This is a genomic window from Bradyrhizobium nitroreducens, from assembly GCF_002776695.1.
GTDB classification, from domain to species: Bacteria; Pseudomonadota; Alphaproteobacteria; order Rhizobiales; family Xanthobacteraceae; genus Bradyrhizobium; species Bradyrhizobium nitroreducens.
The window spans coordinates 4,349,911-4,371,763 of sequence record NZ_LFJC01000003.1 but is presented as its reverse complement, the minus strand read 5'-3'; the positions used below and the strand labels follow the sequence as shown (position 1 = coordinate 4,371,763).

Sequence of the window (21,853 nt, the reverse complement as noted above, 5' to 3'; positions counted from 1 at the left end):
ACAATGACGAACGGCGAGGCTCAGAAATTAACTGTCAAACTGGCAATTCAAAAGACGCGAAGCGTTCTTCTCACACGCATTCGTAGTCCGAGATTGCGCCGCATGATACGGCGGACTGCTGCAAGATTGGTGGCTGCAGCCGGTATTGCGACGATCGTGTCTGCCCTAGCCACGTTTGCGATAACCGGATCAGAGTTTTTCGGAACGACGCTTCCGAAGGTATTCTCGGGCACGTCGAGCGCAATCCTTCTCAGTGGAACGTTGCGTCCATGGTTGATCGACAGGGTTCTCGTTCGGGATCTCTCGATCGTGGGGCAATGCGTCGCCTGGCACAATATCATCGACTTGGACGGCGATGGGCAAGCTTCGGACCTTGCGCTCACGGTATTTCCGCGCAGATCTCTGCAGGGCAAGGACTGTTCGGAATTCCGACAAGATCCCGAGGCCGTTCATCTGGTCCTGAAAGAAACTCAATGGAAGGGCTGGCGGCCTAGATATGCTCTCCTTCAAACATTTGCTCCGGGTATTCCGTCCATCTTCGTCACGGCCGGTCCATTCCTATTGATAAGTACTGCTGCTCGCATCAACCCAGCTTATCATATCTTTGCATACAGCAATGGCGCGCTGCTTTCCTTCGGTTCGTTTCGCAGTATCGCGGATGAGCCGGCATATCTTCAACTCGGGCGCCGTTTGTACATGAAGACTTACAATGAGTTTCGAGGCTTCGAGGTCACATCGACGGGTGAAGCCAAGTCGACGGTGTTGTCCGCATTTGATATTCTGGCGCGAAACAATACCGCCCTCGTCATTGAAGCAGACGCGAGAATTGCCGATGGTGCAAAGGAGGCTAACTCGAAGGCTGGCGCTAGTGGCTGGCTGCCTTTTGGGAGCTACTCGTCTCCCGAAGGTGGACAGGCGGCATGCAGTGAGATCGTCGTTTACAAGAACGGCGAGGCCCTTACATTTGCGTCGAACCAAGCAAATCCAGGCAAGTGCGTGGCCGCAATCACCGCTGCGAACGAGACGGCTCAGATCGTTGCGAACGTTCAGTGTGATTTTGAAGGCTTCACCCAGTCGCGACAATTTCCGTGGGGCTGGATAATTGATGCAACGAAGCCTAGGCACTTCGTCCGGTGCGACTACACAGACGAACCCGAGGAGTACGGGTTTGGTCTCGAAGTGGGATTGGGCCCCTAGGGAGGAGACGCTGCAACTTCCAATCTGCCGGCGCCGGAAGCTGGCGTAGGTTGATGGCTTGCTCGAGTCATCGAAAGCAGATCGGCGGTCGAAATGATAGGATACCCCCGGCAGTCGCCGGGGCTCGCACACATCCTTCCAATTTGCCACCATACCCCTGTTTTGCCCGACGGAGCAAAGGGGTCAAAAAGGCAGGGTGCGGCCGGGGGCAGGGCAATCGCCGAGGCGCGCGCTCTGCTGCGCAAAGAACTCGTGGAATGGATAGAGCGAAGCGAGACCGTAAAGCTTGTACTCACATGTCGGATCAAGCGTGGATGATGGGCTTCGCAAGAACTAAACCCGCCCTACGAACTATCAACGCGGCCGGAGTGGGCCGACTGTCACGATCTGCTCCCGCGCCCGCTCATTGACCCGTGCGAACTCTTCCATGATGCGTCTAAACAACCCCGGATCGATTGACGCGATCAGCCCATGATCCGGCGCATCCAGATCGGGGAAGTAGTCCTTGTGAATCGGAAGATATGCCCGGACGCGGGTATCGATGAAGAATGCGGAGTTGTTCTTGTTCTGGCGCGCTCTGTCCAAAGGCACTTGGATGATCCCGATCGGCAGATTGTCGCCGAACTTCCTGACTTGGGACGAGGTGTAAACTGCAACCGCGGCGCCGTACGCCGGCGCCGGGTGTCCCAGCATCCTGGCAGCGTCGATTGCAGAAAAAGCGCCGATGATGATCGCCGCGTGTCGGGTGCGCGCGGGTATGTCGGGAGTCTCAGCGAAGGGAAAATAACTCCAGACCATGTCGCCGCGTCGGAAGGGCGGAGCCATTCCGGTCTCACTGGAAAAGCGAGCGCCTGAACGCGTAGTCCTCATCGCTTTCGTCGGCATCGCGATGGAGTTCGTAGTTCTCGAGCGAGAGCGGCGGCATTTTCGAGAAATCCTGCACCACCTCGACGTAGTCCAGATGGCGGCGCATGACCTCCTCGACGAGTTCTTTCACGCTCACATTGTCCCGCCCGGCGACACGCGAAGCCTTTTCGTAGAGCTCGTCGTCGAGATGTACCGTGATGTCGGCCATGACAGCTTTCCGGTGAGAACGGCTGAATTTACCTGACAATATAGCGGGCCTTGCCGCCGCGTTAAAGGTGCCGTCAATTCCGCCGCTGGATGGCGGCAGTCAAGGCCCTGCCGGCCACGGGGCGCGACGATGAGATACTACCGCTGTTTTGCCCGTCGGGGCAAATCCAATTCTGAAAATCAAAAAAAGCATAATGCCGCCAAGGGGCGGCTACTGTGCATGGGGTTGTTTTCGCACTTTTTGTTTGCCGCCCGGGAGAGCGCCTGTTTGTCGGCCCCGGAGGCCGGGCCGCCCCGGCCCCGGCGTCGCCTCAGCTATCCACCTTCAGCGCGGCAATGAAGGCTTCCTGCGGGATGTCGACCTTGCCGAACTGCCGCATCTTCTTCTTGCCTTCCTTCTGCTTCTCCAGAAGTTTTCGCTTACGCGTGATGTCGCCGCCATAGCACTTCGCGGTGACGTCCTTGCGCAGGGCGCGTACCGTCTCGCGGGCGATCACCTTGCCGCCGATCGCCGCCTGGATCGGGATCTGGAACATGTGCGGCGGGATCAGCTCCTTCATCTTCTCGACCATGGCGCGGCCGCGGCCCTCGGCGCGGGTGCGATGCACCAGCATCGAGAGCGCGTCGACCGGCTCGGCGTTGACCAGGATCTGCATCTTGACGAGATCGGCCGGCTTGTAGTCGGTGAGATGATAGTCGAACGAGGCGTAGCCCTTGGAGACCGACTTCAGGCGGTCGTAGAAGTCGAACACCACTTCGTTCAGCGGCAGATCGTACTTCACCATCGCGCGGGAGCCGACGTAAGTCAGCTCCTTCTGCGAGCCGCGGCGATCCTGGCAAAGCTTCAGCACGCTGCCGAGATATTCGTCGGGCGTCATGATCGTCGCCTCGATCCAGGGCTCCTGGATCTTCTCGATCTTGACGACGTCGGGCATGTCGACGGGATTGTGGATCTCGAGCTCGGTGCCGTCGGTGAGCTTCATCTTGTAGATCACGCTCGGCGCGGTCGCGATCAAATTGAGATCGAACTCGCGCGACAGCCGCTCCTGGATGATCTCGAGATGCAACAGGCCGAGGAAGCCGCAGCGGAAGCCGAAGCCGAGCGCGGCCGAGGTTTCCATCTCGAAGGAGAAGCTGGCGTCGTTGAGGCGCAGCTTGCCCATCGCGGCGCGCAGCGTTTCGAAGTCGTCGGCGTCGACCGGGAACAGGCCGCAGAACACCACGGGGATCGCCGGCTTGAAGCCCGGCAGCATCTCCGTCACCGGCTTCCGGTCGTCGGTGATGGTGTCGCCGACGCGGGTGTCGGCGACTTCCTTGATCGCGGCGGTGATGAAGCCGATCTCGCCGGGGCCGAGCTCGTCGACCTGCTGCATCTTCGGCGTGAAGAAGCCGACGCGCTCGACGTCGTAGGCCGCGCCCGTGCCCATCATGCGCACGCGGCTGCCCTTCTTCATGACGCCGTCGACGACGCGGATGAGAACGACGACGCCGAGATAGACGTCGTACCAGCTGTCGACCAGCAGCGCCTTCAAGGTCGCATCGCGATCGCCCTTCGGCGGCGGCAGGCGGGTGACGATGGCTTCCAGCACGTCGGGCACGCCGAGGCCGGTCTTGGCCGAGATCATCACGGCGTCGGAGGCGTCGATGCCGATGACGTCCTCGATCTGCTGCTTGACCTTCTCGGGCTCGGCCGCGGGGAGGTCGACCTTGTTCAGGACCGGCACGATCTCGTGATTGTTGTCGAGGGCCTGGTAGACGTTGGCGAGCGTCTGCGCCTCGACGCCCTGGCTGGCGTCGACCACCAGCAGGGAACCTTCGCACGCCGCCAGCGACCGCGAGACTTCGTAGGCGAAGTCGACATGGCCGGGCGTGTCCATCAGGTTGAAGATGTAATCCTTGCCGTCCTTGGCGCGGTACTGCAGGCGCACCGTCTGCGCCTTGATGGTGATGCCGCGCTCGCGCTCGATGTCCATGGAATCGAGCACCTGCTCCTTGCCCGCCATCTCGCGGTCGGAGAGGCCGCCGGTCATCTGGATCAGGCGGTCGGCCAGCGTCGATTTGCCATGGTCGATATGGGCGACGATGGAGAAATTGCGGATGTTGGAAATGGGGACGGTCGTCATGGGCGCGGGATACCACTCACATCCCCGTGCGGCAACCTTATTGCAGTATTTTCAGGGCCTTTGTTCACGCCAAGCTGATTCCACGATCGCCCAAAACGCGCTAGGCAAGCGCCCATGTCGACCACCTCGATCCCCACCGTGAGGGCGCGTCCGAAGACCCGCCTGAGCTTTGACCGCTTCCGGGCCTGGCTGGTTGCCTGCGCGGTCCGCCCCGAGGCGAGATTGTGGCTGGTGATCCAGCTCGCCATCCTGCATGCGGTGCTCTGGACCTTCATCCTGATCAATCTCAAGGCGGCGCAGGACGTTCACATGGACGTCGCGGAAGCCTATGGCTGGGGCCAGAAATTCCTCTGGGGCTACGGCAAGCATCCGCCTCTGTCGGGCTGGGTCGCCGGCCTCTGGTTCATGGCATTCCCGGCCACGGACTGGGCGACCTATGCGCTGGCGATGGCGACGGTCGGCGTCGGCATGGTGATCTGCTGGCTGGTGGCCTTGCGCGTCGTGGATGCGCGCCGCGCGTTCCTGGTCGTGGTGATGGTCGCGCTCTACCCGATCTTCAATTTCAAGGGCTTCAAGTACAACCCCGATCTGCTGCAGCTCGTCACGCTGCCGCTGCTGGTGCTCGCCTATCTCAACGCGTTCGAGAAGCGGAGCTGGCAGTCGGGCATCTGGCTCGGGCTCGCCGGCGCGCTGGCGCTGATGACCAAATACTGGGTGCTGACGATGATCGGCGCCATCGGCCTTGCCGCGCTGATTCATCCCGAGCGGCTGAAATTCCTGTCCTCGCCGGCGCCATGGGTCGCCATCGTGACGATGGCGGTGGCGATGATCCCGCACATCGTCTGGCTGGCGGATGCGCATTTCGTGCCGCTGACCTATGCCGGCGACACCTACAGTCTCCAGGACGCCAGCCAGGTGCATCAGCTCGTCGCCGGCTACATGCTGCATAATCTCGGACTGCTTGCATTGCCGGTGGCGCTGGCCGCGCTCGCAATGGCGCTGGTGCCGCCGTGGTTGACGCTGCTCGCGCGCGCGCCATTGTACATCGTCACGCGGGCCTGGCGGCGCGGCGCCAATCCGGGCGTCAATCTTTCGCAAGCGCTGAACGTGTGGATCATCCAGATCATCGTCGCGCTCGGCCCGCCGCTCGGCGCGCTAGTCTTCAGCATCTACATGAAGACCGATTGGGGCATCTCGCTGTTCTTCCTGGTGCCGCTGGCGCTGGTCGCGATCCCTGCATTGCGCGTGCAGGGCGCGAGCCTGTTCAACATCGCCGCGATCTGGCTCGTGCTCAGCGCGGCGACGCTGGCCGCCTCGCCCTGGATCGCCGCGCGCGAGATGGCGGCCAATGCCGGCAACACCGCAACCTATGGCGCGCGCTCGGATCTCGCGCGCGAGCTGACCCAGGCCTGGCACGCGCGCTTCGCCTCGCGCTGGGCGGTCGTTGCGGGAACGATGGAGACGATCCAGCCGATGGTGTTCTACAGCCCGGATCATCCGGCCGCGTTCACGCCGAACGAGGCCTGGGCCTCCGGATTGACCTCGCTCGACGACGTCAAGAAATACGGCTTCATCGGCGTGTTCGATCCGACCGATGGCCGGCTGCCCGCGTTCGAGAAGTGGGTCTCGGACGTCGCGCCGAACGCCGAGCGCATGGTGATGACCACGCGCCGCTTCACCCACGGCAGGGCCGGTCCGTCGATGAGCTGGAACGTCTACATCGCGCCGCCCAAGCAGTAACGCAACGGGACGGACGTTCCCCGGACGCAGCGCTGCGCGTAGCGGTGTGCTGCAGATCCGGGGTCCAATTGTCGAGGCATGGGTCCCGGCTCTGCGGTGCGGCACTCCGCGCCGCACCGCGTCCGGGACACGAGAGAGGCCTATATCCCTTCCTCGTTGAACTTGCTTTCAACGAGCTCGGTGATCGCCGCGAGCGCGGCTTCGGCGTCATTGCCGGCGGCGGCGACGGTGATGGTCGTGCCCGGTCCTGCGGCGAGCATCATCAGGCCCATGATCGAGGTGCCGCCGACGGTCTCGCCGCCGCGCGTGACCCAGACCTGCGCGTCGAAACGCTCGACCGCCTGGACGAATTTCGCGGAGGCGCGGGCGTGCAGGCCGCGCTTGTTGATGATCAGGAGATCCTTGGAAATCGCGCCCGCGGGCACGCCTGTCCCCGCTTGTGGCGCCTCGTCGCTCATTTGCCGGCGAGCACCCGGCTGGCGATGGTGACGTATTTGCGGCCCGCTTCCTGCGCCATCGCGATCGCGTCGGGTAGCGGACGCTCCTCGCGCACCTTGGCGAGCTTCACCAGCATGGGAAGGTTGATGCCCGCGAGCACTTCGACCTTGGGCCGGCTCATGCAGGATATTGCGAGGTTCGACGGCGTGCCGCCGAACATGTCGGTGAGGATCGCAACGCCGTCGCCGGAATCGACGCGGTTAACCGCCTCGATGATGTCGCTTCGACAGAGATCGGAATCATCTTCGGCGCCGATCGTGATCGCTTCGATTTGCTTTTGTGGGCCCATGACATGTTCAAGCGCTGCCTTGAATTCGTCGGCAAGGCGCCCGTGGGTCACAAGTACTAGACCAATCATCGGAAAACTCCTCGCGGGCGCTTTTGGTGCACCGCACGAACGCGCCACTTTGACCATCCAGAGCCCCCGCGCAAGAGGGGATGTTGCGTATCTCCCTGAATCTAGACGGATGGATGAGGGGAGCTGCGCCGGTCTATTCGGTCGCGATAGTGGGGTTCATATGGTTACCATTTCCCTTCAAACAATCGCCGGAAAGGTTAACGGAAGATGAACTCTTGGTAGTGGTCAAGGCCGCGACAACCAGCGGGAGGGGCGAATAGTCGCGCGCAACGGGGATTCGCGGTATTTCGACACCAGAAATGCTGGTTTTCAGGGATTCGGCCGGCGGCAGGCGCTCCGCGTCCGCGGCGCCCAGATCGACCACGAGACCGACGGTCGCATGCTCCACGAAGTCGCAGCGGCGAATCCCGAGGCCCCGGATCTCGATCAGGCCGGCCAGGCGCGGCGCGGGCCGGACCTCAATTTCATGGCCGACTGTCGCCAGATGGACACGGTCGTCCCCGACCAGAACGGCCCTTTCGATCACCCCAGCGCGGCCCGCCATGATCAAATCAAAGGCAAGGCGCGACTTGCCGGAGCCCGAGGGCCCGCGGATCAGCACCGCCAGATGCCCGACCTTGACCGCGGAGGCGTGAACGCTGGGCTCGCCGTCGTTCAGGCTGTCTTCGTTCAAGCTGCCTTGGCTCATAGCGCCGGCAGCCTCACCACGAAGCGCGCGCCCGTGACGGTCGGAACACCTTCGTCATCGGGCGGACCTGCGCGGTTCTCGGCCCAGATGCGTCCGCCATGGGCATCGACGATCTGCTTGGAGATCGACAGGCCGAGGCCGGAGTTCTGGCCAAAACCCTGATGCGGACGATCGGTGTAGAAGCGCTCGAAGATGCGCTCCAGCGCGTCGTCGCGGATGCCGGGGCCGTCGTCGTCGACCACGATCTCGATCTCGCCGCGGACGCGGCGGCAGGTGAGGCGCACCTTGCTGCCGCGTTCGGAGAAGGATTGCGCGTTGGAGAGCAGGTTGGAGACGACCTGTCCGAGCCGTGAATCGTGGCCGCTCACGGCGAAGGTGTCGGTCGGGCTACGGCCCTCGAAGCGCGTCTCGACCGCGACGTCATGGCCGAGCTTGGTTTCGTTGGCGACCGACACCAGCGTCGTCAGCAGGCGGCGCAGATCGACCGGGATCGCATCCTGGCGCTGCAATTCGGCATCGAGGCGGCTGGCGTCGGAGATGTCGGAGATCAGGCGGTCGAGCCGCTTGACGTCGTGCTCGATCACCTCGAGCAGGCGCGCGCGGCTGGTCTCGTTGCGCGCCAGCGGCAGCGTCTCGACCGCCGAGCGCAGCGAGGTCAATGGGTTCTTCAGCTCATGCGCGACGTCGGCGGCGAACATCTCGATCGCCTCGATGCGGCTGTAGAGCGCGCTCGTCATGTCGCGCAGCGCGCCGGAGAGATGGCCGATCTCGTCGCGGCGGCGGGTGAAATCGGGAATCTCGATACGGGCCTTGATGCGTCGGCGGACGCGCTCGGCGCTGTCGGCGAGCCGGCGCACGGGACCTGCGATCGTGCTGGCGAGCAGCAGCGACAGCATGATCATGACGGCGGCCGCGACGCCGCCGACCTTGAGGATCGCGAGGCGCTCGGCGGTGACCATCTGGTCGATGTCGTCGCCTTGCGTCGACAGCATCAGGGCGCCGTGGATCGCGCGCGAGCGCAGCACGGGAACCGCGACCGAGACGATCACCTCGCCGCGCGCATTGACCCGCACCATCGAGCGCTTCTGGCCCTGGAGCGCGTCGGCCACCTCCGCATAACCGTTGCCGTTCTCGGGGCCGAGCTCGCGATAGAGCGGCAGGTCGCCGCGGTTCAGCCAGGTGCGCACCGCGACCATGCCGCGCTCGACGATGCCGGGCTTCTCGGCCGGCGGCGGCAGATTGTAGCGCAGCACGTTTTCGAGGTTGCGGCTGTCGACCAAGAGGCTGCCGTTCGGATCGTAGATGCGGGCGCGGGTCTTGGTCGGCGAGATCAGCGTGCGCAGCACCGGCGCGACGCGCTCCGGATTGATCGGGAAGTCCAGCGGCGAATATTCGTCCGAGCCGCCATAGGTCTCGCCCGGCTTGAGGTCGAGCAGCCGGTCGGGATCGATGGTGATGGCATTGGTCTGCACCGTGGCGGAGGCCGCGATGGCGCCGGCGATGATCTCGGCCTGGACCAGGAGGCTCTGCGCCCGCGCATCGATCAGGCCGGCGCGGAATTGCGACAGATAGAGGATGCTGGCAACCAGCGCGACGAGGCCGGCGAGGTTGAGCGAGACGATGCGGCGGGTCAGGCTGGAGAAGGATAGCGCGAAGAAGAACTGCCCGGCGCGCTTCAGCCAGTTCAGCGGTCGGAAGCCCTGCGGCTTGTCTCCGGAAGATTGCTCCGGCACGCCGCCGGATGCGACATCCTCGGCGCTCTGGTTTGGATCAGGCTGCGTTCGGTCAAGCAATGCTTACGCCCGCGTTAGGACGGCGTTGAGAGGTCCCCATATTCTAGGGCGATCCCGGTCCCGATGGAATCAGAACCGGCGATGCGCTCGTCTTTCGTGAGGCGGCCAGCCGCCTCAGGCTTCCTTGAAACGGTAGCCGACGCCGTAGAGCGTCTCGATCATCTCGAACTCGTTGTCGACCACCTTGAACTTCTTGCGCAGCCGCTTGATGTGGCTGTCGATGGTGCGGTCGTCGACATAGACCTGGTCGTCATAGGCGGCGTCCATCAGCGCGTTGCGGCTCTTCACCACGCCGGGCCGGGTCGCCAGCGCCTGCAGGATCAGGAATTCGGTGACGGTCAGCGTCACCGGCTCGTTCTTCCAGGTGCAGGTATGGCGTTCCGGATCCATGCGCAGAAGGCCGCGGTCGAGCGCCTTGGCGTCGTTCTCCTTCGGCGCGACCGTCGGGTCCTTCGGCGCCGAGCGGCGCAGCACGGCCTTGACGCGCTCGACCAGAAGGCGCTGCGAGAACGGTTTGCGGATGAAGTCGTCGGCGCCCATCTTGAGGCCGAACAGCTCGTCGATCTCCTCGTCCTTGGAGGTCAGGAAGATCACCGGCAGGTCGGACTTCTGCCTGAGACGGCGCAGCGTCTCCATGCCGTCCATGCGCGGCATCTTGATGTCGAGGATGGCGAGATCGGGCTGGGTGGTGCGGAAACCGTCGAGCGCGGAGGCGCCGTCGGTGTAGGTCATGATGCGGTAGCCTTCGGCTTCCAGCGCGATCGAGACGGATGTGAGAATGTTGCGGTCGTCGTCGACCAAAGCGATTGTGGGCATGAGCCTCTGCTTTCTGCTTTCCGTTTTGGGTCGTGGCTTGAAACGGCGAGCAATCCACTGATGCGCCGCATACATGGGTGCCGATGTCGGCGTTCGAACCTTGTCACCGAGCAATGCAAGCTGGGCTGAAGTGTGACCAAGTTCCACGAAACACGGCAGATTCGCCGCATGTCGACCCATAACCGGGCCCCCGTTTACCCGAATAAAGGCCCCCCTTGCAACCACCTGAGCCGAGAAAGCCGATGCAACCGACCCCTGATTTCGACCCCGGAAAACTGGCCAAATCGCTGCTGCGGCGGTCGCGGCAGGGGGCCTTGGCCACCCTGATGGCCGGGAGCGGCGATCCCTATTGTTCTCTGGTCAATCTGGCGAGCCATCCCGACGGCTCGCCGATTCTGCTGATCTCGGGCCTCGCCGTGCACACCAGGAACATCCTGGCGGACAGCCGGGTCTCCCTGATGCTGGACGAGCGGGCGGCGGGCGATCCGCTGGAGGGAGCCCGGATCATGCTGTCGGGCCGGGCGGAGCAGGCCGATGCCGACAAGGATCTCCTGCAGCGGCGGTATCTCAATGCCCATCCCTCGGCGGAAGGCTTTGTTTCCTTTAAGGATTTCTCCTTCTTCCGGATTCGCCCCACGGGAACCCATCTGGTGGCCGGCTTCGGCCGGATCGTCGACCTCAAGCCCGAGCGGTTCCTTACGGACCTCACCGGCGCCGAAGACCTGCTGGCGGCGGAGGAGGGCGCGGTCGAACACATGAACGCCGATCACCGCGAGACCATGGGCCTCTATGCGACGAAGCTCCTGGGCGCCGCCGCGGGCGACTGGCGCTGCACCGGCTGCGATCCGGAAGGTCTCGACATGCAGGACGGCCAGACCGCGCTGCGGCTGGACTTCCCGGAGCGGGTCACCGACGGCACGTCGTTGCGCAAGATGCTGGTGCGCCTGGCTGGCGAGGCCCGCAGCAAGATGGACTAGAACGCAGCAAATTGAACGCCGCGACCCATGGCTGCGACCCAAGACGGTAGATCTTGAGGCTCGCAGCGAGAGGGTTCATGACGCGTCGCCGTTTGGCATTGGCTGCGGGTCTGGCGCTTGCGATCGCCGGCAAATATGCGGAGGCGCTGCCGCTGGCGCGGGCCATGGTGGCCTCGCTCGAGAAGACCAGCAACAACCGCGACCTCGCCAGCGAAGGGTAGGTCCCGAATGAACAGTGGCTTTGCAGGACTCGCAATGAGGCCACCAAAATTTTCGGCATCAACAAAGCCATGGCCTTTGTCGAAGGTCCTGGTGTCCGGGTTCGTATCTGTCGCGGCTGTTGTTGCCTTGTTGCCGATTCCGGCAGCGGCTCAGATAGCACGGCCTTACACGTGTGCAGTCGTTAGCGTCTACAAACTGAGCGATGCCGGAGCTCTGGAAGCCAATTCGGGCGGCGGTGCAGGGGGTAAGATTGGTGATCGTTTCCAAGTCGATATTGAGACGGGAGAGATGATCGGGCCGCGTCCCTTTAGATCGAAGGGTTGGCCGAAGACGTCTGTAATCGATCCCGGCACAAGCCCCCGCGGATCATCATTCAAGGTCATGTATTCCTCGCCTCCCGACCGAGGGTTCGTGAACGTTGGTTTTTTACAATTGCACGGGGTCATTCAGGATCTCAGGAGACCGTTTTTCTACGATTTTGGTGGGTTGCTCTACTCTGGCCTCTGTCGGCCCGGGCTGGAGTGAGGTTGCGCGTTGCTCATGCGATTGCCGGCGCAAAGAAGGACGCGATCAGCAGCTCCCATGGCACAATTTCCCTTCTGCCCCATCAGCGAGAGCGCCCAAACCGAGCGATGGATGATGAGTACGAGTACCCCCTAGAACGCGACAATTTGAACGCTGTGACCCGTCGCGGCGACCCAAGACGACAGGTTTTTGAAGCTCGCAGCGAGAGGGTTCATGGCGCGTCGTCGTTTGGCATTGGCTGCGGGTCTGGCGCTCGCGATCACCACGTCGTGTGCCGCGCCGGGCTTTGCCCAGAAGGCCGACCTCTCGGCGCAGAGCGCGCGCATCAATGCGCTCCGCAGCGCCGGCAAATATACGGAGGCGCTGCCGCTGGCGCAGGCCATGGTGGCCTCGCTGGAGAAGACCAGCAACAACCGCGACCTCGCCGCGGCGCTCAACAATCTCGCGCAGATCTACGCCGACCAGGGCCGCGACGATCAGGCCGAGCCGCTCTACAAGCGCGCCATCGCGCTGATGGAGAAGGGGACCGGTCAGGGCAGCGTCGAGATCGCGCCGCTCCTGAACAATCTCGCGGCGCTTTATCAGCGGCAGAGTCGCTTCACCGAAGCCGAGCCGCTGTTCAGGCGCGCGCTGGCCGTCCGCGAGCAGGCGCTGTCGCGCGAGCATCCCGACGTCGGCCAGTCGCTCAACAATCTCGCCACATATTATGTGAAGCAGCAGCGTCTCGCCGAGGCCGAGCCGCTGTTCCAGCGTGCGCTTGCGATCTATCAGAAGGTCGGCGGCCCCGAGCATCCTGCGGTCGCAACCCTGCTGAACAATCTCGGTCAGCTCTATCGCGACCTCAACCGCGACGCGGAGGCCGAGGCGCCGATCAAGCGCTCGCTCGCCATCCGCGAGAACGTGCTGGGACCTGACCATCCCGACGTCGCGCGTTCGCTGAACAATCTCGCCGGGCTCTACGAGCATCAGCAGCGCTACGCCGAGGCCGAGCCGCTGTATCGCCGCGCGCTCGCCATCCGCGAGCGGGCGCTTGGACCTGATCACCCTGATGTGGCGACCTCGACCAGCAATCTCGCATATTTCCTTCAGGTGTCGGGCCGGACCGCCGACGCTTTGCCGTTCGCGGAGAAGACGCTTGCCGGCAATCGCGCGCAGCTGCGCGTCGTGCTGCCGATCCTGTTCGCCGCACGCCAGCAAGCGCTCCTGGCGAGCGACAAGGCTCTGGATGACGCGCTCGCCGCGATCCAGCGTGGCACGCAATCCTCCGCCGCCTCTGCCGTGAACAAGCTCGCGGTGCGGCTGGCGGCCGGCAGCGACCGGCTCGCCGAGCTGGTGCGCCGGGATCAGGATCTCGCCGCCGAGGCTGAAGCGCTCGACAAGGCGATCATCACCGCGGTGTCGAAGCCGTCGGCTCAGCGCGACGCGGCAACCGAGCAGCGCAGCCGCGCGCGGATTGTGACGATCGCGAACGAGCGCGCAGGCTTGCAAAAGACGCTGGCGAGCGAGTTTCCCGATTACGCCTCGCTCTCCAACCCGCTGCCGCTGGCGGTGAAGGACATCCAGCCGCTGCTGTCCGCCGACGAGGCGATGGTGATCTATACCGTTGTCGACAAGCAGAGCTACGTCGTCGCGATCACGCGCGACGGCGCCGACTGGAAGGAGGTCCCGCTCGGCGCGGACGAGATGGCGCGGAGAGTATCCGCCTTCCGCAAGGGGCTGGATGTCGGCAAGGCGCGCGATGCCTCCGGCAAATCGGGCCTGTTCGATCTTGCGCTCGCCCATGAGCTCTATGTCGCGCTGCTCGGCCCGGTCGAGGCGTTGACCAGGGATAAGCGCAATCTGCTGGTGGTGCCGTCCGCGGCGCTGACGGCCCTGCCGTTTCATCTCCTGGTGACGGAGACGCCGCAGGCGGCGATTCCGGACAGGCTCGAAGGTTATCGTGACGCCGCCTGGCTGCTGCGGCGTCAGGCCGTCTCGGTTCTGCCCTCGGTGATCTCCCTGAAATCGCTGCGTGCCTTCGCCCGCAAGGATCAGGGCGTAAAGCCGATGACCGGCTTCGGCGACCCGGTCTTCAATCCCGCCGCCGATGGACCTGCCGACCGTCGCGCTGCAAGCGGCAAGGTCGCCGCGCGCAGCATCGCGACGATGGCCTATACCGACTTCTGGCGCGGCGCCGGCGTCGATCGCGCGCGGCTGGCGCAGGCGCTGCCGCAACTGCCCGACACTGCGGACGAGCTGAACGCCGTGGCGCGGGATGTCGGCGCCACCGATGCCGACATCCATCTCGGACGCGATGCCAGCGAAACGACGTTGAAGCGTGCAGCGCTTGCTCAATACGGCATCATCTACTTCGCCACCCACGGCCTCGTGGCCGGCGACGTCAAGGGACTGGGCGAGCCTTCGCTTGCGCTGTCCATTCCCGATCAGCCGTCGGAGCTCGACGACGGTCTTCTGACCGCAAGCGAGGTGGCTCAGCTCAAGCTCAACGCCGATTGGGTGGTGCTGTCCGCCTGCAACACCATCGCCGGCGACAAGCCCGGCGCCGAGGCGCTGTCGGGATTGGCGCGCTCGTTCTTCTACGCAGGTGCCCGGGCGCTCCTGGTCTCGCATTGGGCGGTGGATTCGGAAGCCGCCACCCGCCTGACCATTTCGACTTTCGATTTGCTCAAGAACGAACCAGGGATCGGTCGTGCCGAAGCCCTGCGCCGCGCGATGTTAACTTTTGTTGACGACGCCTCGTCGCCGCGCAACGCCTATCCTGCGATGTGGGGGCCGTTCGCACTGATCGGCGAAGGCGAGGTAAGATGAGAAGACGCAGGGATTGTGCGTCGCAATAACCTGACGTAACGCGCAAACGCGCATTTGGTTGCGCGATCATTTGCGTTTTCTCGTTGCTCCCGTTCAAGGCTGACATGCGCGACGTTTGGCGCGGTCCTTGAATAAACCAAATCCTGCGGGATCAGCTTGGCAACGCCAGCGTTCAACAGTATTAGGTCGTTCAGCCGAGGCCGAATGGCCCATTCATCACGGTGACCGCGATGGCGCCCAAACTTGGTCGCGCTGGGTGTCGCGGGTTCTAGGAGGATTTTTTCGTGCAAGAGACGGGCGTGCGCAACGGTGCCTTCGGCGCCGACAAATTCGGCTTAAAGAATCTCAAGCAGGTTCACTGGAACCTCGGTGCGCCGCAACTCTATCAGTACTCGCTCGCAGCGGGCGAGGCGGTGCTGTCGGCTGACGGCGCGCTCTGCGCCGACACCGGCGAGTTCACCGGGCGCAGCCCGAAGGACAAGTTCACGGTGCGCGACGCCACCACCGACAAGAAGATGTGGTGGGCCGGCAACCAGTCGATCACCGCAGAGCAGTTCGAGACGCTTTATCAGGACTTCCTCAAGCACGCCGAAGGCAAGAAGCTGTTCGCGCAGGATCTCTACGGCGGTGCCGACCCGGCCTACCGGATCAAGACGCGCGTCTTCACCGAGCTCGCCTGGCATTCGCTGTTCATCCGCACGCTGCTGATCCGCCCCGAGGCGATCGAGCTGTCGACCTTCGTGCCGGAGCTCACCATCATCGACATGCCGAGCTTCCGCGCCGATCCCAAGCGTCATGGCTGCAAGTCGGAGAACGTCGTCGCGATCGACTTCGCCCGCAAGATCGTGCTGATCGGCGGCTCCTATTATGCCGGCGAGATGAAGAAGTCGGTCTTCACCACGCTGAACTATTACCTGCCTGAGCGCGGCGTGATGCCGATGCACTGCTCGGCCAATGTCGGCGCCAAGGGCGACACCGCGATCTTCTTCGGGCTGTCCGGCACCGGCAAGACCACGCTGTCGGCCGATCCCAACCGCACCTTGATCGGCGACGACGAGCACGGCTGGGGCCCGAACGGCGTCTTCAATTTCGAAGGCGGCTGCTACGCCAAGTGCATCAAGCTGTCGCAGGAAGCCGAGCCGCAGATCTATGCGGCATCGACCCGCTTCGGCGCGGTGCTCGAGAACTGCGTGCTCGACGAGGACACCCGCGTGGTGGATTTCGACGACGGCTCCAAGACCGAGAACACGCGTTCGGCCTATCCGCTCGACTTCATCCCCAACGCCTCGCGCACCGGCCGGGCGCCGCAGCCGAAGAACGTGGTGATGCTCGCCGCCGACGCCTTCGGCGTGCTGCCGCCGATCGCCAAGCTCTCGCCGGCGCAGGCGATGTATCACTTCCTGTCCGGCTACACCGCCAAGGTCGCCGGCACCGAGCGCGGTCTCGGCAACGAGCCGCAGCCGGAGTTCTCGACCTGCTTCGGCTCGCCCTTCCTGCCGCTCGATCCCTCCGTCTACGGCAACATGCTGCGCGACCTCATCGCCCAGCACAATGTCGATTGCTGGCTGGTCAACACGGGCTGGACCGGCGGCAAGTACGGCACGGGCTCGCGCATGCCGATCAAGGTGACGCGTGCGCTGCTCACCGCCGCGCTCGACGGCTCGCTTCGCAACGTCGAATTCCGCACCGACAAATATTTCGGCTTCGCGGTCCCGACCGCGCTGCCGGGCGTGCCCAGCGAGATCCTCAACCCGGTCAACACCTGGAAGGACAAGGACGAGTTCGACAAGACCGCCCGCGCGCTGGTCGGCATGTTCCAGAAGAACTTTGCCAAGTTCGAAGCCCAGGTCGACGCCGACGTGCGCGCGGCGGCTCCGGACGTGAAGCTCGCGGCGGAGTAGTCTCCGCTCTGATCGAAGTGCAAAAGGGCGGCCGCAAGGCCGCCCTTTTTGTTTTCTCCTTCTCCCCTTGTGGGAGAAGGTGGCGCGAAGCGCCGGATGAGGGGTTCCATCCGCGCATTCGTAGAGCTTTGTCGCGGAGAGAACCCCTCACCCGTCTCGTCGCTACGCGACGAGCCACCCTCTCCCACAAGGGGAGAGGGTAAGAAGATCACGCCTTGAAATACGCGATCTGCGTCGTGGTCGCGAGCAGCCGTCCGTTCGGCGACCACAGCTCGGCGTTCTGGTCGGCGTAGCTCTTGTGCATGATCTTTGAATCCGCCGTCGCCAGCACGCGCGTGATGTCTTCGGCCGCGAGCTCTTCGCCGTCGGTGTGGAAGTACGTCGTCAGCGACACCGTGCCGAACGGCACCAGCTCGCGCCGTGCGTGGAAGATGCGGCCGAAAAAAGCGTCAGACATCGACATCAGCGACAGCATGTCGAGCTTGCGCGGCGTGCGGTCGCTGATCCAGATCTTCGAATAGGTGCTGGCCAGCTCGGCCTGCGGCGGGCCGATCCGCATCTCGCCCTCGACGAAGCGGAATTCGTACTGGTTGGCCCAGGACGCCTGGATCTTCGGAAACGGCAGCGTCTCCTCGAATGGCTTGGCATCCGGGTATTGCGCCACCCGATGCTCCCAGGACGGCCGCCGCTCGGCGAACACCGCGGTGGCGAGCGTTGCGACCTCGCCGCCGCCCTGGCTGAGCTCGACGCTCCAGTGCTGGCTGGAGCGATTGGCCTTCACCAGCCGCACGTCGAGGTCGAACGGGCCCTTGGCAATCGGCGCGCAGTAATTGACGGTGAGCGCGAGCGGATCGCCGGCGCGTTGCGGATGCTCGATCAGCGCGCGCAGAATCGTCGCGGCGGTGGCGCCGCCGAACGGGCCGACAAAGGCCCAGTAATCATCGCTGGTGTGCCCCTGCCAGCTCGAGTCACCGGCGGTGATGCGGGTCGCCTCGTCGAAGGGGTGCGGGAGCTTGGCGTGCATTTTCATCTCCGTCCGTCGTTCCGGGGCGATGCGCAGCATCGAACCCGGAAGTTCGAGATTCCGGGTTCGGCTCTACGAGCCGCTCCGGAATGACGGTCGTCATATCACAGCCATTGGATGGCTGTGCAATGACCTCGCAGATCACGCACGCTTCCACGTCGCGGAAAAATCAGCCCGCGGCGTCGCGCAGGTTCGGCAGCAGCGGCGTGGTCGGGTTGACCGGCACGTCCCAGATCTCCTCGGCATATTCGCGGATGGTGCGGTCGGAGGAGAACCAGGCCATGCGCGCCACGTTGAGGATGGAGGCGCGCGTCCAGGCCGGCGTCACCAGCCAGCGCGCGTCGACCGCGCGTTGTGCCTCGTAATAGGAATCGAAATCGGCGCTGACCATGTAATGGTCGAGATAGCGCAGCGCATGCGCGATCGATTCGAAGCGGCCGGGATCGCCCGGCGAGAACTCGCCGCCGCCGATCGCGTTGATGGCGCGCTGCAGCTTCGGCGAATTCCGGATCACGTCGGAGGCGTCCAGCCCCTGCTTGCGGCGGATCATCACGTCGCCGGCCTCCATGCCGAAGATCGCGATGTTCTCGGCGCCGACATGGTCGCGGATCTCGATATTGGCGCCGTCGAGCGTGCCGATGGTGATGGCGCCGTTCAGCGCAAGCTTCATGTTGCCGGTGCCGGAGGCTTCCATGCCGGCGGTCGAGATCTGCTCGGAGAGGTCGGCGGCGGGAATGATCACCTCGGCGAGGCTGACATTGTAGTCGGGCAGGAACACGACCTTGAGCTTGCCGCCGATGGCGGGATCGTTGTTGACGACCTCGGCGACGTCGTTGATCAGCTTGATGATCAGCTTGGCGTAGCGGTAGCTCGCCGCAGCCTTGCCGGCGAAGATCTTCACCCGCGGCACCCAATTGCCGCCCGGATCGTCCTTGATCGCCTGGTACAGCGCGACCGTCTCGATGACGTTGAGCAGCTGGCGCTTGTATTCGTGGATGCGCTTGATCTGCACGTCGAACAAAGCGGTCGGGTCGACCTTGATGCCGAGCCGCTCGCCGATCAGGCGCGCCAGCGCCGTCTTGTTGTGAAGCTTGACGGTGCGGAACTTCTTCTGGAATTCGACGTCGCTGGCGCGCGCCTCGATCAGCGACAGCTGGGTCGGGTCGTCGAGCACGGCGTCGCCGCAGGTCTCGCGCAACAGATCGGTCAGCTTCGGGTTCGCCAGCATCAGCCACCGGCGGAAGGTGATGCCGTTGGTCTTGTTGGTGATGCGGCCGGGATAGAGATGGTTGAGGTCGTGAAACACTGTCTCGCGCATCAGGTCCGAATGCATCGCCGAGACGCCGTTGATGCGGTGCGAGCCGACGAAGGCGAGCTGGCCCATGCGCACGCGGCGCCCGCTCTTCTCGTCGATCAGGGAGACCGAGGCGCGGAAGTCGATGTCGCCGGGGCAGCGCGCCTCGGCGAGCGCAAGATGCTGCACGTTGATGCGGTAGATGATCTCGAGGTGCCGCGGCAGCAGCCGCTCGAACAGCTCGACCGGCCAGGTCTCCAGCGCCTCGGGCAGCAGCGTGTGGTTGGTGTAGGAGAGCGTGGCGACCGTGATCTTCCAGGCCTCGTCCCAGCGGAAATTGTGCAGGTCGACGAGGATGCGCATCAGCTCGGTGACGGCAAGGCTCGGATGGGTGTCGTTGAGCTGCACCGCCACCTTGGACGACAGGCTGCGCAGCTGGCCGTCCGACGACAAATGCCGCTTGATCAGATCCTGCAGCGAGGCCGAGACGAAGAAATATTCCTGGCGCAGCCGAAGCTCGCGGCCCGCCGGGCTCTCGTCATTGGGATAAAGGAATTTGCAGATGGCTTCCGCGCGCGACTGCTCGGCGCTGGCGCTGACATAGTCGCCGCGGTTGAAGGCATCCAGCTTGAGCGGATCGGGCGAGCGCGCCGACCACAGGCGGAGCGCGTTGACGTGCTGGCCGCGCCAGCCGACGATCGGCGTGTCATAGGCGATCGCCTGCACGGTCTCGCCCGGATGCCAGATCGCGCGGTCGCGGCCCTTGTCGTCGACATGCTCGACGCCGCCGCCGAAATTGATGTCGTAGATCACCTCGGGCCGCTGCAATTCCCAGGGGTTGCCGAAGCTCAGCCATTCGTCCGGATATTCCTGTTGCCAGCCCTGGTTGATGATCTGGCGGAACAGGCCGTAATCGTAGCGGATGCCGTAGCCGATCGCAGGGATCGACAGCGTCGCCATGCTCTCCATGAAGCAGGCGGCGAGCCGGCCGAGGCCGCCATTGCCGAGGGCTGCGTCCGGCTCGCATTTGCGCAGCTCCGGCAGCGAGACGCCGAGATCGCCGAGCGCGACCTCGAAGATCTTCAAGAGCCCCATGTTGTTCAGCGCGTCGCTGAACAGACGGCCGATCAGGAATTCGAGCGAGAGGTAATAGACGCGCTTGCGTCCCGCATCGTAGCTGTGCTTCTCGGCGGTGAGCCAGCGATGCACGATGCGGTCGCGCAGCGCCAGCGCCGCGGCCTGGTACCAGTCGTGCCGGGTCGCCATGCCGGCATCCTTGCCGATGGCAAGCCGCAGCTTCGCCAGGATCGCGCCCTTGATTTCAGCCAGCGCGAGCTCGTCGATGGGCTGCGTGGGAGCGGGAAAACCGGGCTGGAACGATTGATCTTGCAAAGCCGTCACTTCCTGTCGAAAGAACACCACTAACCCTACGCGTCCTGCCCTTGCACCGGAACTGTCACTGGTGCGGCCGTGCACTGCGCTGGCGTAAATTTATGCAAGGAACGGGCCGCTTTGGGAACCCGGACGAGCACGGAGAAGCCGGGATTCGGTGCTAGATTGCAGACAGATTCAGCCATCAGTGTGGAGGAGCATTCCCATGAAACTGCTGAAGCGAGTGCTGATCGAAATCGCCGCCGCGGCCCTGCTCGTCGTCTGCATCAGCGCCTCCAGTGCCGCGTTGGCCGCCGGCAAGCCCGGCCGCAGCGCCGACGGTTTGAGCTGCGGCTTCACCGTTCCACAGAATGCCTCGCCCGCTTCCCGCTGCGCCGCCATCAAGCGCCAATGCGGCGGCAAGTTCTATGCGAATGCGTGCGGCACCAGGCTGATGTCCGCGGCGAATTGAGGGGCGGGCGGCGACGCTGAGGAATTCAAGCCGCCTTCACGCTGCCTTGGCCTGCACCGCATCGCAAAACTCGGCGAGACGATCCGCAAGCCGCAGCGTTGCCGGGCTCGCATCCGGCGCGGCCATCAACGCCACCTCCGTCCTGTTGATCGGCGCAAAGCCGTCCTTGGCCGTCAGCACGCGGTGGTCGGACTGGATCGACATCTCCGACAGGATGCTGAGGCCCATGCCGGCGGCGACCGCGGCCTGGATTCCGGCAAGGCTCGACGAGGAATAGGCCATGTGCCAGGCGCGGCCGATGCTTTCCAGCGCGTGGATGGCGCCTGCACGGTAGAGGCAGCCGGTCGGGAAGCCGATCAGCGGCACGGATGCGGCGTGGACATCCACCGGATGGCTCTTGCTGGTGACCCAATGCACCCGCTCGGGCCACACCGCGATCGCGCCCTTCTCACCGGCGGCACGCTTGAAAAGCGCAAGGTCGAGCTCGCCGCGCTCGAGATCGCGGGCGAGGTGCTTGCTCTGGTCGGCGCGCACGTCGAGCCGCAGGCCGGGATGCGAGCGCGCGAACGCGCCCAACAATTTGGTCAGCCGGTACGCCGCGAAATCCTCGGGGATGCCGAGCCGGATCGCGCCTTCGCCGCCGGGCTGGCGCAGCACGTCGCGCGCCTCCTCGGCCAGCGAGAGCAGCCGGCGCGCATAGGAGAGCAGCCGCTCGCCGGCCTCGGTCGGGCGAATGGTCTTGCCGTCGCGATGCAGCAGCACCTGGCCGATGTCGTCCTCCAGCCGCTTGATCTGCTGGCTGACGGTCGACTGCGTGCGGTGGACACGCTCACCGGCGCGGGTGAAGCCGCCGGCCTCGACCACCGAGACGAAGCTGCGCAGCAGCTCGAGATCGAGCATGGCCGCCTCCATTCGAAAATCCACTTATAGGCAGTTAATCATTTAATTTCCAAATGACAAGCGGCGTCCCTA

Annotated in this window: 18 protein-coding genes; 7 read left to right on the top strand and 11 right to left on the bottom strand. The window is 64.2% G+C overall.

The window, feature by feature from the left end:
• The first annotated feature begins 3 nt into the window (after window positions 1-3).
• The gene (locus TSA1_RS21045) at window positions 4-1,197 is read left to right on the top strand and encodes a hypothetical protein (RefSeq protein WP_145984352.1); all 1,194 of its coding nucleotides are present in this window, start codon (window positions 4-6) and stop codon (window positions 1,195-1,197) included.
• A 354-nt stretch (window positions 1,198-1,551) separates the two neighbouring features.
• Here TSA1_RS21045 and TSA1_RS21040 read toward each other — a convergent pair whose 3' ends face one another.
• The 3 genes from TSA1_RS21040 to lepA form a co-directional block, all read right to left on the bottom strand.
• Window positions 1,552-2,022 (bottom strand): hypothetical protein, encoded by a 471-nt coding sequence (locus tag TSA1_RS21040; protein WP_100178003.1) that lies wholly within the window; start codon window positions 2,020-2,022, stop codon window positions 1,552-1,554.
• A 7-nt stretch (window positions 2,023-2,029) separates the two neighbouring features.
• Window positions 2,030-2,272: a hypothetical protein gene (locus tag TSA1_RS21035; protein WP_100178002.1), complete on the bottom strand. Its 243-nt coding sequence runs from the start codon at window positions 2,270-2,272 to the stop codon at window positions 2,030-2,032.
• Window positions 2,273-2,582: 310 nt separating this feature from the next.
• Complete coding sequence (gene lepA, locus TSA1_RS21030) at window positions 2,583-4,394, bottom strand: translation elongation factor 4 (RefSeq protein WP_100178001.1); 1,812 nt, start codon at window positions 4,392-4,394, stop codon at window positions 2,583-2,585.
• A 114-nt stretch (window positions 4,395-4,508) separates the two neighbouring features.
• Here lepA and TSA1_RS21025 point away from each other — a divergent pair, with 114 nt between their 5' ends.
• Window positions 4,509-6,134 (top strand): glycosyltransferase family 39 protein, encoded by a 1,626-nt coding sequence (locus TSA1_RS21025; protein ID WP_100178000.1) that lies wholly within the window; start codon window positions 4,509-4,511, stop codon window positions 6,132-6,134.
• A gap of 140 nt (window positions 6,135-6,274) precedes the next feature.
• Here the strand turns inward: TSA1_RS21025 and TSA1_RS21020 are convergent, their stop codons facing one another.
• From TSA1_RS21020 to TSA1_RS21000, 5 genes are all read right to left on the bottom strand, one after another.
• A complete protein-coding gene (locus TSA1_RS21020; RefSeq protein ID WP_100177999.1) occupies window positions 6,275-6,592 on the bottom strand; it encodes an HPr family phosphocarrier protein in 318 nt (105 codons plus the stop codon).
• Window positions 6,589-6,990, bottom strand: a complete 402-nt coding sequence (locus TSA1_RS21015) for a PTS sugar transporter subunit IIA (protein ID WP_007597752.1) — start codon at window positions 6,988-6,990, stop codon at window positions 6,589-6,591. The genes TSA1_RS21020 and TSA1_RS21015 overlap by 4 nt, the downstream gene beginning before the upstream one ends.
• A 133-nt stretch (window positions 6,991-7,123) precedes the next feature.
• Window positions 7,124-7,648, bottom strand: coding sequence for an HPr kinase/phosphorylase (locus TSA1_RS21010; protein WP_100181256.1), 525 nt, complete (start codon window positions 7,646-7,648; stop codon window positions 7,124-7,126).
• 26 nt (window positions 7,649-7,674) lie between these two features.
• On the bottom strand, window positions 7,675-9,471 hold the full coding sequence (locus TSA1_RS21005) for a sensor histidine kinase (protein ID WP_174718996.1): 1,797 nt from the start codon (window positions 9,469-9,471) through the stop codon (window positions 7,675-7,677).
• A gap of 114 nt (window positions 9,472-9,585) precedes the next feature.
• Window positions 9,586-10,287 carry a response regulator transcription factor gene (locus TSA1_RS21000; RefSeq protein WP_008542552.1) on the bottom strand — a complete coding sequence of 234 codons (702 nt, stop codon included), beginning with the start codon at window positions 10,285-10,287 and terminating at the stop codon, window positions 9,586-9,588.
• Between the two features lie 242 nt (window positions 10,288-10,529).
• On the opposite strand from TSA1_RS21000, the gene TSA1_RS20995 reads away from it, so the two are divergent.
• The 4 genes from TSA1_RS20995 (at window position 10,530) to TSA1_RS20985 (ending at window position 16,720) form a co-directional block, all read left to right on the top strand.
• Window positions 10,530-11,264 carry a HugZ family pyridoxamine 5'-phosphate oxidase gene (locus TSA1_RS20995; RefSeq protein ID WP_100177998.1) on the top strand — a complete coding sequence of 245 codons (735 nt, stop codon included), beginning with the start codon at window positions 10,530-10,532 and terminating at the stop codon, window positions 11,262-11,264.
• Window positions 11,265-11,341: 77 nt separating this feature from the next.
• Entirely contained in the window at window positions 11,342-11,485 is a 144-nt protein-coding gene (locus TSA1_RS39345) for a hypothetical protein (RefSeq protein WP_161497254.1), read from the top strand.
• A 739-nt stretch (window positions 11,486-12,224) separates the two neighbouring features.
• The gene (locus TSA1_RS20990) at window positions 12,225-14,819 is read left to right on the top strand and encodes a CHAT domain-containing tetratricopeptide repeat protein (protein ID WP_100177997.1); all 2,595 of its coding nucleotides are present in this window, start codon (window positions 12,225-12,227) and stop codon (window positions 14,817-14,819) included.
• A 284-nt stretch (window positions 14,820-15,103) separates the two neighbouring features.
• Window positions 15,104-16,720 carry a phosphoenolpyruvate carboxykinase gene (locus TSA1_RS20985; RefSeq protein ID WP_100177996.1) on the top strand — a complete coding sequence of 539 codons (1,617 nt, stop codon included), beginning with the start codon at window positions 15,104-15,106 and terminating at the stop codon, window positions 16,718-16,720.
• 208 nt (window positions 16,721-16,928) lie between these two features.
• On the opposite strand, the gene TSA1_RS20980 is transcribed toward TSA1_RS20985, so the two are convergent.
• Both TSA1_RS20980 and TSA1_RS20975 read right to left on the bottom strand, forming a co-directional pair.
• Window positions 16,929-17,744 carry an acyl-CoA thioesterase gene (locus TSA1_RS20980; RefSeq protein ID WP_100181254.1) on the bottom strand — a complete coding sequence of 272 codons (816 nt, stop codon included), beginning with the start codon at window positions 17,742-17,744 and terminating at the stop codon, window positions 16,929-16,931.
• Window positions 17,745-17,913: 169 nt separating this feature from the next.
• On the bottom strand, window positions 17,914-20,430 hold the full coding sequence (locus tag TSA1_RS20975) for a glycogen/starch/alpha-glucan phosphorylase (RefSeq protein ID WP_174718995.1): 2,517 nt from the start codon (window positions 20,428-20,430) through the stop codon (window positions 17,914-17,916).
• Window positions 20,431-20,635: 205 nt separating this feature from the next.
• Here TSA1_RS20975 and TSA1_RS20970 point away from each other — a divergent pair, with 205 nt between their 5' ends.
• Complete coding sequence (locus tag TSA1_RS20970) at window positions 20,636-20,881, top strand: hypothetical protein (RefSeq protein ID WP_100177995.1); 246 nt, start codon at window positions 20,636-20,638, stop codon at window positions 20,879-20,881.
• A gap of 36 nt (window positions 20,882-20,917) precedes the next feature.
• Here the strand turns inward: TSA1_RS20970 and TSA1_RS20965 are convergent, their stop codons facing one another.
• On the bottom strand, window positions 20,918-21,781 hold the full coding sequence (locus TSA1_RS20965) for a LysR family transcriptional regulator (RefSeq protein ID WP_100181252.1): 864 nt from the start codon (window positions 21,779-21,781) through the stop codon (window positions 20,918-20,920).
• Between the last annotated feature and the right edge of the window lie 72 nt (window positions 21,782-21,853).

Coding starts and splice junctions, on each gene's coding strand:
- TSA1_RS20995 (WP_100177998.1), top strand. CDS start 10,530: ATGCAACCGACCCCTGATTTCGACCCCGGAAAACTGGCCAAATCGCTG.
- TSA1_RS20965 (WP_100181252.1), bottom strand. CDS start 21,781: ATGCTCGATCTCGAGCTGCTGCGCAGCTTCGTCTCGGTGGTCGAGGCC.
- lepA (WP_100178001.1), bottom strand. CDS start 4,394: ATGACGACCGTCCCCATTTCCAACATCCGCAATTTCTCCATCGTCGCC.
- TSA1_RS21035 (WP_100178002.1), bottom strand. CDS start 2,272: ATGGCCGACATCACGGTACATCTCGACGACGAGCTCTACGAAAAGGCT.
- TSA1_RS20990 (WP_100177997.1), top strand. CDS start 12,225: ATGGCGCGTCGTCGTTTGGCATTGGCTGCGGGTCTGGCGCTCGCGATC.
- TSA1_RS20970 (WP_100177995.1), top strand. CDS start 20,636: ATGAAACTGCTGAAGCGAGTGCTGATCGAAATCGCCGCCGCGGCCCTG.
- TSA1_RS20980 (WP_100181254.1), bottom strand. CDS start 17,744: ATGCACGCCAAGCTCCCGCACCCCTTCGACGAGGCGACCCGCATCACC.
- TSA1_RS21015 (WP_007597752.1), bottom strand. CDS start 6,990: ATGATTGGTCTAGTACTTGTGACCCACGGGCGCCTTGCCGACGAATTC.
- TSA1_RS21025 (WP_100178000.1), top strand. CDS start 4,509: ATGTCGACCACCTCGATCCCCACCGTGAGGGCGCGTCCGAAGACCCGC.
- TSA1_RS21020 (WP_100177999.1), bottom strand. CDS start 6,592: ATGAGCGACGAGGCGCCACAAGCGGGGACAGGCGTGCCCGCGGGCGCG.
- TSA1_RS21000 (WP_008542552.1), bottom strand. CDS start 10,287: ATGCCCACAATCGCTTTGGTCGACGACGACCGCAACATTCTCACATCC.
- TSA1_RS21040 (WP_100178003.1), bottom strand. CDS start 2,022: ATGGCTCCGCCCTTCCGACGCGGCGACATGGTCTGGAGTTATTTTCCC.
- TSA1_RS39345 (WP_161497254.1), top strand. CDS start 11,342: ATGACGCGTCGCCGTTTGGCATTGGCTGCGGGTCTGGCGCTTGCGATC.
- TSA1_RS21045 (WP_145984352.1), top strand. CDS start 4: ATGACGAACGGCGAGGCTCAGAAATTAACTGTCAAACTGGCAATTCAA.